This window comes from Streptomyces sp. NPDC040545, assembly GCF_055595065.1.
The window spans coordinates 68,703-81,162 of the sequence record NZ_JBVIWA010000008.1; the positions used below are offsets into that span (position 1 = coordinate 68,703).

Annotated in this window: 13 protein-coding genes and 2 tRNA genes; 9 read left to right on the plus strand and 6 right to left on the minus strand. The window is 74.4% G+C overall.

Annotation, left to right across the window (positions count from 1 at the left end):
- The first annotated feature begins 180 nt into the window (after nucleotides 1–180).
- The 3 genes from ACZ573_RS17675 (at nucleotide 181) to ACZ573_RS17685 (ending at nucleotide 2,987) form a co-directional block, all read left to right on the plus strand.
- Nucleotides 181–1,266: a chorismate-binding protein gene (locus tag ACZ573_RS17675; protein WP_471304792.1), complete on the plus strand. Its 1,086-nt coding sequence runs from the start codon at nucleotides 181–183 to the stop codon at nucleotides 1,264–1,266.
- The gene (locus tag ACZ573_RS17680) at nucleotides 1,263–2,084 is read left to right on the plus strand and encodes an aminotransferase class IV (protein ID WP_471304795.1); all 822 of its coding nucleotides are present in this window, start codon (nucleotides 1,263–1,265) and stop codon (nucleotides 2,082–2,084) included. Before ACZ573_RS17675 ends, ACZ573_RS17680 begins: the two co-directional genes overlap by 4 nt.
- A gap of 78 nt (nucleotides 2,085–2,162) precedes the next feature.
- A complete protein-coding gene (locus ACZ573_RS17685; RefSeq protein WP_471304797.1) occupies nucleotides 2,163–2,987 on the plus strand; it encodes a GNAT family N-acetyltransferase in 825 nt (274 codons plus the stop codon).
- 173 nt (nucleotides 2,988–3,160) lie between these two features.
- Here the strand turns inward: ACZ573_RS17685 and ACZ573_RS17690 are convergent, their stop codons facing one another.
- Complete coding sequence (locus tag ACZ573_RS17690) at nucleotides 3,161–3,664, minus strand: DsbA family protein (protein WP_471304798.1); 504 nt, start codon at nucleotides 3,662–3,664, stop codon at nucleotides 3,161–3,163.
- Between the two features lie 196 nt (nucleotides 3,665–3,860).
- Here ACZ573_RS17690 and ACZ573_RS17695 point away from each other — a divergent pair, with 196 nt between their 5' ends.
- Entirely contained in the window at nucleotides 3,861–4,322 is a 462-nt protein-coding gene (locus tag ACZ573_RS17695; protein WP_471304800.1) for a hypothetical protein, read from the plus strand.
- A gap of 214 nt (nucleotides 4,323–4,536) precedes the next feature.
- Here the strand turns inward: ACZ573_RS17695 and ACZ573_RS17700 are convergent, their stop codons facing one another.
- On the minus strand, nucleotides 4,537–5,157 hold the full coding sequence (locus tag ACZ573_RS17700) for a CGNR zinc finger domain-containing protein (RefSeq protein WP_301372318.1): 621 nt from the start codon (nucleotides 5,155–5,157) through the stop codon (nucleotides 4,537–4,539).
- Between the two features lie 198 nt (nucleotides 5,158–5,355).
- Complete coding sequence (locus ACZ573_RS17705; protein WP_030011909.1) at nucleotides 5,356–5,769, minus strand: SsgA family sporulation/cell division regulator; 414 nt, start codon at nucleotides 5,767–5,769, stop codon at nucleotides 5,356–5,358.
- Between the two features lie 177 nt (nucleotides 5,770–5,946).
- Here ACZ573_RS17705 and ACZ573_RS17710 point away from each other — a divergent pair, with 177 nt between their 5' ends.
- Together ACZ573_RS17710 and ACZ573_RS17715 are read left to right on the plus strand one after the other, a co-directional pair.
- Complete coding sequence (locus tag ACZ573_RS17710) at nucleotides 5,947–6,429, plus strand: TIGR02611 family protein (RefSeq protein WP_471304804.1); 483 nt, start codon at nucleotides 5,947–5,949, stop codon at nucleotides 6,427–6,429.
- Nucleotides 6,430–6,475: 46 nt separating this feature from the next.
- A tRNA-Val gene (locus ACZ573_RS17715) sits at nucleotides 6,476–6,547 on the plus strand.
- A 49-nt stretch (nucleotides 6,548–6,596) separates the two neighbouring features.
- Here ACZ573_RS17715 and ACZ573_RS17720 read toward each other — a convergent pair.
- Nucleotides 6,597–8,936, minus strand: coding sequence for an SCO7613 C-terminal domain-containing membrane protein (locus tag ACZ573_RS17720; protein WP_471304807.1), 2,340 nt, complete (start codon nucleotides 8,934–8,936; stop codon nucleotides 6,597–6,599).
- A gap of 151 nt (nucleotides 8,937–9,087) precedes the next feature.
- On the opposite strand from ACZ573_RS17720, the gene ACZ573_RS17725 reads away from it, so the two are divergent.
- Nucleotides 9,088–9,159, plus strand: a tRNA-Val gene (locus ACZ573_RS17725).
- A 61-nt stretch (nucleotides 9,160–9,220) separates the two neighbouring features.
- Here ACZ573_RS17725 and ACZ573_RS17730 read toward each other — a convergent pair.
- Nucleotides 9,221–9,946 (minus strand): exonuclease domain-containing protein, encoded by a 726-nt coding sequence (locus ACZ573_RS17730; RefSeq protein WP_471304809.1) that lies wholly within the window; start codon nucleotides 9,944–9,946, stop codon nucleotides 9,221–9,223.
- A gap of 202 nt (nucleotides 9,947–10,148) precedes the next feature.
- Between ACZ573_RS17730 and ACZ573_RS17735 the strand changes: the two genes are divergently transcribed.
- Both ACZ573_RS17735 and ACZ573_RS17740 read left to right on the plus strand, forming a co-directional pair.
- Nucleotides 10,149–10,727 (plus strand): DUF4365 domain-containing protein, encoded by a 579-nt coding sequence (locus ACZ573_RS17735; protein ID WP_471304811.1) that lies wholly within the window; start codon nucleotides 10,149–10,151, stop codon nucleotides 10,725–10,727.
- Nucleotides 10,727–11,932 carry a hypothetical protein gene (locus ACZ573_RS17740; protein ID WP_471304813.1) on the plus strand — a complete coding sequence of 402 codons (1,206 nt, stop codon included), beginning with the start codon at nucleotides 10,727–10,729 and terminating at the stop codon, nucleotides 11,930–11,932. The genes ACZ573_RS17735 and ACZ573_RS17740 overlap by 1 nt, the downstream gene beginning before the upstream one ends.
- A 25-nt stretch (nucleotides 11,933–11,957) precedes the next feature.
- Here the strand turns inward: ACZ573_RS17740 and ACZ573_RS17745 are convergent, their stop codons facing one another.
- Nucleotides 11,958–12,458, minus strand: coding sequence for a DUF4232 domain-containing protein (locus ACZ573_RS17745; protein ID WP_471304815.1), 501 nt, complete (start codon nucleotides 12,456–12,458; stop codon nucleotides 11,958–11,960).
- Between the last annotated feature and the right edge of the window lie 2 nt (nucleotides 12,459–12,460).

A 12,460-nucleotide genomic window follows, 5' to 3' on the forward strand; every position in this document is an offset into this window, starting at 1 on the left:
AGGTCACCGTGTTCGCTCCGGGGTTTTTCCCCTTCGCTCCCTGGCGACGAGTTGAACTCTAGCGGATTACCGGGCCAGCTCAAAAACGCGTTTCCGCAGCGTGCTGCCGCTCGATCACCCCAGGTCACCCTCCCGTCACCGCACCGGCGCCGTGCCGTCACCGGTCATAGACTCGCAGCCGTGCACGACCTGCCTCCCCTGGCCCGCTTCGGCGGCCTTCTCGCGACCGACCTCCGTGACGTCACCAGCGATCCCGCCGCCCTCGACTCCACCGGCTTCTGGGCGGTGTCCGCCGACTTCGAAGGGCGGCTCGTCTGCGCGCGCTTCGGCGACGTACGCCGCGATCCGGTCCCCGCGCCCGTTCCGGGTGCCTGGCGCGGACCCGACGCCGACCGGTGGACCTCCTCCCTCGACCGCGCCGCCTACGTGGCCGGCGTACGGCGCGTCCGTGAACACATCGCCGCCGGCGAGGTCTACCAGGCCAACCTCTGCCGGGTGATGTCCGCGCCGCTGCCCCACCCCGACCGCGCCGATGTCGACGCGCTCACCGCGCTCCTCGCGCGCGGCAACCCCGCACCCTTCGCAGGAACGATTCGCCTGGCCGCCCACGGCGTCGAGATCGCCACCGCCTCCCCCGAGCTGTTCCTGCGCCGCGCCGGCCGGCACATCGAGTCCGGCCCCATCAAGGGGACCGGCCGCACCGTCGACGACCTGCTCCCCAAGGACCACGCCGAGAACGTGATGATCGTCGACCTCGTACGCAACGACCTCGGCCGGGTGTGCGCGACGGGCTCCGTCGCCGTCCCCGAGCTGTGCGCCGTCGAGGAGCACCCGGGCCTGGTCCACCTCGTCTCCGTCGTGAGCGGCGAACTCGCCGACGGCGCCGGCTGGCCCGAGCTGCTCGCCGCCACCTTCCCGCCCGGTTCCGTCACGGGCGCCCCCAAGACCTCCGCCCTGCGGATCATCGAAGCCCTGGAAACCGCCCCGCGCGGCCCCTACTGCGGAGGCATCGGCTGGGTCGACGCGGACCGGGGCACCGCCGAGCTCGCCGTGGGTATCCGTACCTTCTGGATCGACCGCGAGGCCGCCGGCGGACCCCGTCTGCTCTTCGGCACCGGAGCGGGCATCACCTGGGGCTCCGATCCCGACCGGGAGTGGGCGGAGACCGAGCTCAAGGCCGCCCGGCTCCTGCGGGTGGCCACGGGCCACGAGGTGGGCGGTGGCACGCAGGGGACGAACGACACGATCGGAAGGACCGCACCATGAAGATCTGGCTCGACGGAGCTCTGACCGAGGTGGACGCCGCGAAGGTGTCCGTCCTCGACCACGGTCTGACCGTGGGCGACGGCGTCTTCGAGACGCTGAAGGCGGAGCGCGGCCGCGCCTTCGCGCTCACCCGGCACCTGGAACGGCTCACCCGCTCGGCCCGGGGCCTGGGTCTGCCGGACCCCGACCTCGACGAGGTCCGCCGCGCCTGCGCCGCCGTACTGGAGGCCAACCCGCTGGAGCACGCGCGGCTGCGCATCACCTACACCGGCGGAGTCTCCCCGCTCGGCTCCGACCGCGGGGACGCCGGGACCACCCTGATCGCCGCCGTCGCGGACTCCCCCCGCCGCCCGGACACCACCGCCGTCGTCACGGTGCCCTGGGTGCGCAACGAGCGGTCCGCCGTGGCCGGGCTCAAAACCACCTCGTACGCCGAGAACGTGGTCGCCCTCGCCGCCGCGCACCGCGCCGGGGCCTCCGAGGCGCTCCTCGCCAACACCCTCGGCCGGCTCTGCGAAGGCACCGGCTCCAACGTCTTCGTCGTACTCGACGGGGAACTGCACACCCCGCCGCTCGCCTCCGGCTGCCTGGCCGGTATCACCCGGGCCCTGATCGTCGCCTGGGCCGGCGCCAAGGAGACCGACCTGCCCTTCGACGTGCTGGAGCGGGCCGACGAGGTCTTCGTGACCTCCTCGCTGCGCGATGCCCAGGCGGTGCTGCGGATCGACGACCGCGAGCTGGGGACCGCCCCCGGACCGGTCACGGCCGAGGTGATGCGGATCTTCGAGGTGAAGGCGGGCGAGGACCTCGACCCCTGAGGGGGTGTCTTGCCGACCAGGCCGGGCTCGCGGGGAGGGGGCTGTCGCGGTGGCCGCAGGGCGGGTAGAACTCAAGGGATGACCACCACCCTGCGGCCGTCCGGGCCGCTCCAGCACACGGCGGACGGCGCGCGTTCGCGCCCGTACGAGATCCGGGTCAACAGCAGGCGGGTCGGCGCCCTGCTGATCGCCTCCGACACCCCGTTCGGGCCGACGGTCGGCGAGATCCGCGACCTGGACGTCGAGCAGGGCGACCGGCGGCGGGGGAGGGCCACCGTGGCCGCGCTCGCCGCCGAGGAAGTGCTGCGCGGCTGGGGCTGCCGCCGGGTCCGCGTCTCGGTCCCGGCGGACTCGGAGGCAGGCCTGTCCATGGCCGAGGCCCTCGGGTACACCGAGTACAGCCGGAACATGGCCAAGGACCTGCCCGCCGAGCCGCCCGCCCTCCCCGAAGGGGTGCTCGGCCGCCCCATGACGCAGGCCGAGTACGAGGGCTGGTACGCCGGGGCCGTCGAGGCCTACGCGGCGAACTGGAGCAGCCGCGGCATGTCCGCCGAGGCCGCCCGCGCCAAATCGGTGGCCGACCACGAGAGCCAGCTGCCCCAGGGCCTGGCCACCCCGGGAGCCGTCTTCCTCGTCCTGGAGGCGGCCGGGGTGCCCGTCGGCCACGTGTGGCTCGCACCGCGCGAGGCGGGCTCCTACATCTACGACGTCGAGGTCCGTGCCGAGTGCCGCGGGCGCGGGCACGGCCGCCACCTGATGGCGCTCGCCGAGCGCGCCGCCCTCGCCGCCGGCCACCGCCTGCTGGCGCTCCAGGTCTTCACCGACAACACCCCGGCCCTGAGGCTGTACGTCTCCCTCGGCTACCGGCCCACCAACTTCAACTACGCCAAGGACCTGATCTAGGCCGTCTCTTCCGGATCCTGCCGGTTGAGTCCGCGTCGTCCGGTGCCGTGCATCGCAAGGCGGAGGGCGCGCCCGTGTACCGGACGTACTCGGGCGCGCCCGACAACCTGGGGGTCCCCCCGGACGGAGTCCGGGGGATGGGGTGCGGTGCCAGGCGGCGCGGGTCAATACACCTAGGCCCCGGCGTCCGCCAGCAGGCGGTCGGCGATCTCCTCGATACGGGCGCGCAGGCCGTCCTGGCTCTTGCCGCCGTCGAGGCGCTGTCCGTCGATCACGTACGTCGGGGTGCCGGTCACCCCGATCGCCTTGCCCTCGGCCTGGTCGGCGTCGACGATCAGGATGTGCCGGCCGTCGATCAGGGCGGTGTCGAACTCCTCGACGTCGAGCCCCAGTTCACGTGCCACGTCCAGCAGGACCGGCTCGCCGCGCTCGGCCAGCTCCGCGGTGCGCGCCAGCACGGCCTCCGCGTAGGGCCAGCCCTGGCCCTGCTCGGCGGCCTCCTCGGCGGCCTGCGCCGCGGCGAAGGCGTGCTTGTGCTTCTCCAGGGGGAAGTGGCGCAGCCGGATGTCCAGCCGGTCGCCGTAGCGGGCCCGCAGGGCGCGTACGTCGTCCAGGGCGCGGTGGCAGTCCGGGCACTGCAGTTCGCACCAGACGTCGAGGATCACGGAATCGGTCATACGGACAGTCTCCCAGCCCCCGCCCGCCCCCCCGACCGGGACCCGAACCCGCCGACCTGGACCCAGGCAGGAGGCGCGACCCGGAGATGTCCCGGAGATCCGCCCGGCCGGGGCCCGGAACCTGGCCGCCGCGGCGCAGGCCGGTGCAGGATGGATAGGGACAGATCGCCGAGCCGCCGAGAGTCCGGAGGACCGCATGCTTGCCGAGACCATTTGCTCCGCGGTGTCAGTGGCGGGCCTGGGCATCGCCGCGGTCACCGCCTACCGCAAGCGCTTCCTGGCCGCCACGCGGATCGCCGCGTACGCGCTCGTGCCGGTCGCCCTGGTGATGACGGGGTTCGTGGAGTGGGTGTCCGGGATGGTCTTCGACCCGGCCGTCTGGGCCGGCTTCGGACTGCTGGGACTGTCCTGGCTGCTCTTCATGACCACCCGCGCGATCGAGCGCCGCGGCCTCGCCACGTCCGGGAAGCCCGCGGAGCCCGGGAAGTCCGGGAAGTCCGGGAAGAAGGTCAAGGGGAGCCCGGCCGCCGGGGCCGTCGCCCCGACCGCCTCCGCGCCGTCCCTGGGCGCCGCCCGGGCCGGTTCGCAGGCACAGCCCGCCGCTCCCACGGAGGACTTCTCCGACATCGAGGCCATCCTCAAGAAGCACGGGATCTGAGCCCGGGATCCGGCCCGGACCGGGCCTCGTCCACAAGATCGAGCGAACTCCCGCCCGGACGCTGGCGTGTTGAGGGCCGGTCGATGGTGCGCTGCGCCATCATCGGCCCGACATGTTCGACACATCGCACAGTGACCCGCCGGTACCCGCCCCTGTGGTGGAGGAGCCGCGAGGCTGTCTCTTCGCGCTCTCCCAACCGCCCCTGATGATCTTCCTAGCGGTGATCGGCATCCTGCTGCTGCTCGCCGCCGTGCACGATCTCTTCCTGCTCTGACGCCTCCGCGTCGGCCTCCTTGCGCCGGGCCCGGTACGCCGCCACGTGCAGCCGGTTCCCGCAGGTCCGGCTGTCGCAGTAGCGCCGGGACCGGTTGCGGGAGAGGTCGACGAACGCCCGCCTGCAGTCCGGGGCCTCGCAGCGGCGCAGCCGTTCCTGTTCGCCGGAGACCACGATGAAGGCCAGCGCCATGCCGCCGTCGGCCGCCAGGTGGTCGCCCACCGACGCGCCCGGCGCGAAGTAGTGCACGTGCCAGTCGTAGCCGTCGTGGTCGGTCAGCTGCGGGGTGGTGCCGGCCGTGGCCACGAGCTCGTTGATCAGTATGGAAGCCGCACGCGGGTTCGGGGAGGCGAAGACCTGGGCGAACTTTCCGCGCACGGTCCGGACGCCGGCCAGGTCGCGGGCGCTGAGCTCGCCGACGTCGCTGATCGAGTACTCCTGGACGAATCCGCGCAGGGCGCCGATGTCCGAGAGTCCGTCGGGCTGGTCGGCCTCGGCCGCGGTGTTCACCAGCGCGACGACGACGTCGAGCGCGCGACGGGTGTCGTGGGGGATCTGCACGGGGTCTCCCTCAGGGGCCGGGCCTGCGACGACGGGGGCCGTCGCCGCTGCCGCCCGACAATAGCGGGTCCCGCAGAGCGCACCGGCGCCGTCCTCGCGGGTGGCTCCCGCGGGAACAGCGCCGGCATTGCCGTATGTGGTTGTCCGCCACACACCGTCGCCCCGAGTCGGACGGTGCCGGGCGGCTGTAGGCCTGGCTCAGCTTTCGGCCAGGATGTGGGAGAGCTCCTTGTCGAGGTCGAAGTGCCGGTGCTCGGTCCCGGGTGGAACCGCGGCGTCCGTCCGCTTGAGGAACGACTCGAGTGCTCGGGCGGGTGCTTCGAGCAGTGCTTCTCCCTCCGGTGAGCTCAGGGCGATGCAGACGACGCCCTGACCGTGGCTGCGGGACGGCCAGACGCGGACGTCGCCGGTACCGGTGGGCCGGTGGAGGCCCTCCGCGAGGAGGTCGCGGGCGAATACCCATTCGACCGTTTCCTCGGCGCCGGTGTGGAAGGTGGCGTGCACGGCGTAGGGGTCGGCCGTGTCATACCGCAGGCCCGCGGGAACAGGCAGTGAGGACTCGCTCGACACAACGAGGCGCAGGTGCAGCTCGCAGCTGACCGTGGTGTTCATAAGCGCCAGGGCCTTTCGCTCAGTGTGCGCTCGGGGATTCGCACGTCGGCGAAATCGACATGCCACCTACGGTGCCGTTGTAAACCCCTCTGACCGTTTTGCGGACCTCTGGGTCCCTCGGACGGCGGATCCAAACCCGCATTCCGGTGTGCATCGAGCTCCGGTAGATTCGGCTCCATGAATACGGGGAGTGACCGCGGAACCCAAGGGTCCGCCGCTGACGAAGCCACCACGGAAGCCACCACCGAACCGGCCGCGGATGCCACCGCGGAAGCCGCCGCCGAGGCGCCGCACGTATCGAAGGCCCCGGCCTTCATCAAGTCGAACAAGAGCCTGCACCTGAGCTGGCAGGTCGGCGTCTTCATCGTCGGCCTCGCGGTGATCGCCGCCGGCGTGGCGATGCTCGTGCTGCCCGGCCCCGGCTGGGTCGCGATCTTCGCGGGCCTGGCGATCTGGGCCACCGAGTTCGCCTGGGCCCACCTCGTGCTGCGCTGGACCAAGCGGAAGGTCACCGAGGCCGCGCAGAAGGCGCTCGACCCGAAGGTCCGCCGCCGCAACATCATCCTGACCAGCGTGGGCCTCGTCATCGCGGGCGCGCTGATCGGTTTCTACCTGTGGAAGTACGGGCTCGTCCTGCCCTGGAACCTCAAGGACCAGTGATGGTCAAGGAGCACCGCTGACATGCGGTAATGTTTGCGGTGCGTCCGGGCGATTAGCTCAGTGGGAGAGCACTTCGTTCACACCGAAGGGGTCACTGGTTCGAACCCAGTATCGCCCACCCGGACCTGAGGCCCGGAGACTTTCACAGTCTCCGGGCCTCAGGCGTTTCACCGGAGCCGGCCGATCGCGGCCCGCAGCCGGCGGGCGTCACGCAGCCGCCGCTCGTACGTCGCCCCCACCGCCAGCAGCAGCAGGCCCGCCAGGGCCGGCGGCACCCAGCGCGGGAGCGCGCCCGCCACCTGCACCACGTACGGGGCCAGCTCGTGCACCGCCACCGCCGCCAGCACGCCCCCGCCGAGCAGGAGCGGAGCCTGGAGCCGCCCCCGCGCGCCCAGCAGGGTCACCACCAGCGCGGCCGCCCCCAGCAGCAGCGGGCGCATCCAGCCCGGGTCCCCCCAGGCCGCCAGCAGGCTCGGCACCAGCGTCGCCGCCAGACCCGGACCGTACGCCGTCCACGACGAGGCCTGCGGGTCCCGGCGCCGCCGCAGCAGACCCACCACGAGGGCGGGCACCGTCACCGGCAGCGTGTAGGCCTCCGGCGCGCTCACCCCGGCCTCCGCCAGCCGCACCCAGGTCGCCGCGGCGAACAGCGCCCCGGCCGCCCAGCCCAGCACCCGCCGCTCCGGCCGCACCGCGGCGCCCGCGCAGACCACCCCGGCCAGCGCCAGGACCAGCGCCAGGGTTCCGGGCCGCCCGGCCGACAGGCCCACCGCCACTGCGCCCGCCACGGCCGCCGCGATCTCGACGGGCAGCCGGACCCCGCCCAGCCGCGGCCCGAGGGCCGCCGCCAGCGCCGGGACCGCCAGCACCGGCAACGCCCACCAGACCACCGCCAGGTCCGACACCGCTCCCGCCGCCACCAGCACGCCCGTGGTGTACCCGACCGCGCACACGGCCGCCCCCGACCGGAGCGGGCGCGAAGCGGCCCCGTACGCCGCTGCCGCCGCGCAGCCCGCGCCCAGCAGCCCCCAGACCGCGAACGTCGCCGCCCGGCCGTCCAGCGCGCCCAGGGACACGTTCGCGGCCCCCGTCAGCGCGCACACGGCGGCCGCGATCCGGGCCCCGCGCGCCGGGGAGCGCAGGGCGAGCACGCCCGCCGCGCCCGTCACCGCGAGCTGCACGGCGAACACCGCCGCCACCGGGAACCCGAGCAGCACCGGGGCCGCGAACAGGCCCGCCCAGGCCAGGACCACCGCCACCACCGCCGACTCCGGCCGGGACAGCGCCCGCGCGAGCCACCAGGCCGCCCCGGCCGCGATCAGCAGGGTCGCCGCGGCCACGGCCCCCGCCGCGTACGGAACCAGGTCCGGGGTCGTCGCCGCCCACACCTCACCCAGCACCCGGAACCGGGCCACCAGGGCCGCGGCCACCACGGCACCCGCCGACAGCGCCGCCAGGGACGCCACCGCGGCCCCGGCCCGGGCCGACCCGAGCCGGACCGCCGCCGGGAGCGCGGGGACCCGTACCGCCGCCAGCAGCGGCAGCGCCAGCAGCAGGTGCACCAGCACCGTCCACGCCGGGTCCAGGTCCGGCCGGGCCACCCCGCCCAGGCCGGCCACCGCCGCCAGGGCGCCCACCAGCGCCGCGGCCGAGGCGCGCGGCTCGAGCCAGGCCGCCGCCACGCCCAGGGCCGCGCCCGCCAGCAGCAGCGCCGCCGGGGCCACGGCCTGCGCCGCCGACCCGGCCGACCACGACTGGGCCAGCCCGAGCAGCAGCGCGCCCGCGCCCGTCACGGCCGCCGGGACCGCCGCCGGCCGGACCCGCAGGGCGAGCGCCGCGTCCAGCGCCGCCGTCGCCAGCAGCGCCCAGCCGAGCGCCTGCGGGCCCGGGCGCGCGGCCAGCGCCGCCAGCGGCAGCGCGAACTGCGCCGCCAGCACCGCGGCCGGCAGCGGGCTCCGCAGCGTGCGCAGCCCCGAGCCGTAGCCGGCCCACGCGACCGCCAGCACGGCAGCCGCCCCCGCCGCGTAACCGGTGCCGTTCGTATCCGGCATGCCGACCGCGTACAGCGCGTACGCGTCGAGCACCGTCAGCAGCAGGCCGACCGCCGCGACCGACTCCGCCGTCGACCGCAGCCCGCGGCGCAGCAGAAGCACGGGCGCGCCCAGCGCCGCCGCCGTCACCGCGGCGAGCACCGCCGAGCGCCCGGCGATCCCCATGGACCCCCAGCTGACCAGCGTGAACGCGAGCGCGGCGACCGCCAGCAGCACCGCGCCCAGGGTGAGCAGCACGTTCTGCGCGCTCGGGGCGGAGGCCTCCTTCGCGGGCCCGGCGGGTCCGGCGGGCGCGGCCTGGCCCCGGCGGACCGGGGCGGGCGCGCCGCCGGGCTGGAGCAGCAGACGCAGCAGCCAGTCCCGGCGGCCCAGCAAATACAGCCGCCGGGCATCGAGTTGGGCCAGCTCGCGGTCGATGAGCGCCAGCTCTTCGGCGGGCGGCAGAGGCGTGTTCATATCCGGAGTGTGGCGGCGGTCACGCAGTCAGGACATGGGCGTGCGTACTCAGATGCGCCCTGAGTAGGTACCTGACGTGCGGCCCGGAGGCCCGCCCGGGAGAAGCGGTTTGAACCAGCCCCGGCCCTTCTGTATTGTTCACTCCGTTCCCGGGCGATTAGCTCAGCGGGAGAGCACTTCGTTCACACCGAAGGGGTCACTGGTTCGATCCCAGTATCGCCCACCGGGACAGGCCGGTCCGTCAATGACGGACCGGCCTTCCGCATGTGAGCGACCTGCGCGACCTATGCCGCCGTCGACAGGTCCGGCCGCAGCGGCCAGTGCGGATCCACCGGCTCCGGCGTCCCCTGACGCGCGAACCACGCCTGCAGGCCTCGCGCCTGCGCCGCGTGCCACACCGCCTGCAGCGCGTGCAGCTCGGCCGGCGTCAGCCGCTCCAGCCGGGCCGCGAACCGCCGCCCCACCGCCCGGACCAGTTCCAGCGAGGCCATCGCGTCCGCCGCCGCGTCGTGCGCGCCCTCCAGCTCGATCCCGTAGTGCGCGCACAGGTCCGTCAGCGTCCGGCGGCCCTTGCGGTACCGGTCCAGGTGCTTGTCCAGCACCCGCGGGTCCAGCACCGTCAGCGGCCGGTTGTCCAGGTACCGCGACAGCGACGACGCCCGGTGCCGGCGCAACTCCCGGTCCAGCAGCGTCAGATCGAACGGCGCGTTCATCACCACCACCGGCCGGCCCGCCACCTGCTGCTCCCCGAGCGCCCGGGCTATCTCCTCCACCACCGGCGCGGGCCAGCGCCCGTGACGCTGCAGGTGCTCATCGGTCAGCCCGTGCACTTCCGTGGCGCCCGGGGGCACCGGAATACCGGGATTGACCAGCCAGCGCGTGGTGCGGACCCGGCCGCCCGCACACTCCTGGACGATGAGCGCGGCGGACACGATCCGGTCCTGCTCGACGTCCACCCCGGTGGTCTCCGTGTCGAATGCGGCCAGCGGGCCCTCGTACCAGCGTGTCATGGCGAACTCCTCGTCCCCGAGCGGCGGGTGGAGCTTCCTGAACACACCACCCCCGCCGCATCGGTGATACCCGGGCTGTTTGCCCCGTACGCCGTTTGCGGGCAGTCGGGTGCGGAGACAACTTCCTTGGGGGACCGTACGTATGACCGGTCGTCAGCCAGCACCGCTCGCGGCAGAGCCCGCAAGGCATGGGGAGCCGGCCATGGCGCTCACACAGCCCGAACCGGGCGGGGTGCTGCACGAGGGGAGCGGTCCGCGGACCGGAGCCCTGCGCGGCACGCTCGCCACCACCGCCTGCATGGAGACCCTCCAGGTGGGATACCTGCACGCCGTCGCGGCCGCCGCCGGCTGCTCGCTCTCCCAGCCCTTCCCCGACAACGGCATCGACTGGCACGTCTCCCACGGAGCGCCCGAACACGTCGTCGACGACGAGGTCACCATCAAGGTGCAGCTCAAGGCGACCTACCAGATACCGCCCCGGCCGGCCGGGGCCACCTTCGCCTTCACCCTCGACAACGAGCACCTGGTGAAGCTGGCCCGGACGCCCGTCGCCGTCCACAAGATCCTCGTCGTGATGCTCGTACCGAGGGAACGCGAGCAGTGGCTCGCCGCCGGACACGACCGGCTCGACCTGAGGCACTGCTGCTATTGGACCAACCTCGCCGGACACCCCGTGACCGGCCGGCGCCGCACCACCGTACGGGTCCCCACCACGCGGATCTTCGACGACCGTGCGCTGTGCGAGATCATGACCCGGGTCGGGTCGGGAGGGACACCCTGATGAACCTGCACTCACCGCACCTCGAACCGCTCCCGTCCCCGCGGTACACCCCGGGCGGTCCCGATCCCGCGCAGGTCGACCCGCAGGTGCTCGGAGCGCTGCTGCACCGGCACGGATGGCTGCGGCGCGGCGGCGCGGCCGGCCGGTACGGCCGCTGGACCCCGCCCGGCCGCTCGGGCACCAGCCTGCTCGTCCCGGAGAGCCGCGCCTTCCCCGACTGCGCGGACCTGCTGGAGGAGGCACTCACCGCCCTCGCGCACGGCGGACTGCCCTCGGCGCGCGAGGTGCTCCTCGGGCTGAGCGTGCCCAGCGACGAGATCCGCTGGGAGCGGGAGATCCCGGAGGGGCCCTACGGGTACCAGGGCGAGGCCTCCTGGCCCGTGCAGGAGCAGCTGCGCTCGGCGGCCCGCCGGCTCCTGCTCGCGGGGGCCCTCGCGGACCGGGCCCGTGCCGGGTACTACGGGGCCCGCCACCAGGCGCAGGCCGAGCGCACCCTGGACGGGGTCCTGGTGGGCCCCTCCCCGGGCGGGCGCCGGCTGACCGCGTACGTCCCCGTGGACGGCGGCCGGGGACCCGTGACCCGGCTGCACCACGCCCTGCACGCGGCCCGCGAGGCGGTGGACTACCAGCGGGCCACCGGCGGCATGGAGGCCTTCGACGCGGCGGTGGCCGCCGGGGTCAGCCGGGAGCTCGCCGAGGCGCTCATCGCCCTGGTCCGGGGCTCGGAGGGCGCCCGGATCGCCCTGGCCTGGGCGCCGGCGGCCGGGGTCCCGGCGGGCTGCGCGGCCCGTCCCGAGCCGGTGGAGTTCTCTCCGGGCGACCTGCCCGTGCTGCGCGAGGCCGCCGCCCGGTACACCCGCGCGGAACCCGCCGTACCGGTCCGCCTCGCCGGGGCCGTGGTGCGGATGCGGCGCAAGGCGGCCGGGGGCGGAGGGACCGTACGGCTGCGGGTGCTGGCCGGGGCGGAGGTCCCGTACGTCCGGGCCGCCCTCGACGAGGAGGCGTACCGCATCGCGGGCCACGCCCACCTGGTGGGCCTGCCGGTCCGGGTCACCGGCCGGCTCCAGCGCCGCGGTGGCTTCCGGCGGCTGTCCGACGCGGCGGACGTGACGCCGGTGCCGATGGACGAGGTCGAGCGGGACCGGCTGATGAAGTCCCTGGACGCGGCTTTCGACCCCGAGGACGCGCTGCCGTCCGACGACTAGCCGAGCGGACCAGTGGGCCAGCGGACTAGCGGTAAGCGGTGGCGCGGACGGTGTCGCCGCACAGGGCGAACTGGCCGCCGTCGTTGGGGGCCACCTGGAAGCCCGTGCCCGCGACGCCGATCACCAGCGTGGGGGCGACGGTCGGGTCGGCGCCGGAGGCGCAGAAGCCGTCCGCCTCGCCGAGGACCGGGGTGAAGGTCAGGACCGTCGAGGCGCTCCCGCCCGGGGACAACAGCACCGGCCGGGCCTCGCCCCGGGGGATGACGCGCAGCGCCCTGTTCTGGTCCGGGGAGCCCTGGCCCGCGAGAGCGACCGTCGGGAAGCCTCGCAGCTGACAGGCCGGGCCGTTGTTGACCACCGTGAACCGCACGTGTGTGGTGTCGGGCCGCTCCGCGCCGGTGTCCGAGAGCTGGTCCCCGGTGCACGCGGCGGCCGGCGCCGCCGTGGCGGGAGTGCCGGCGAGCAGTCCGCCCGCCAGCAGGGCCGTAGCGGCGCCCAGGGCAGCCGTCTTCCTGGTCACTCTCATGG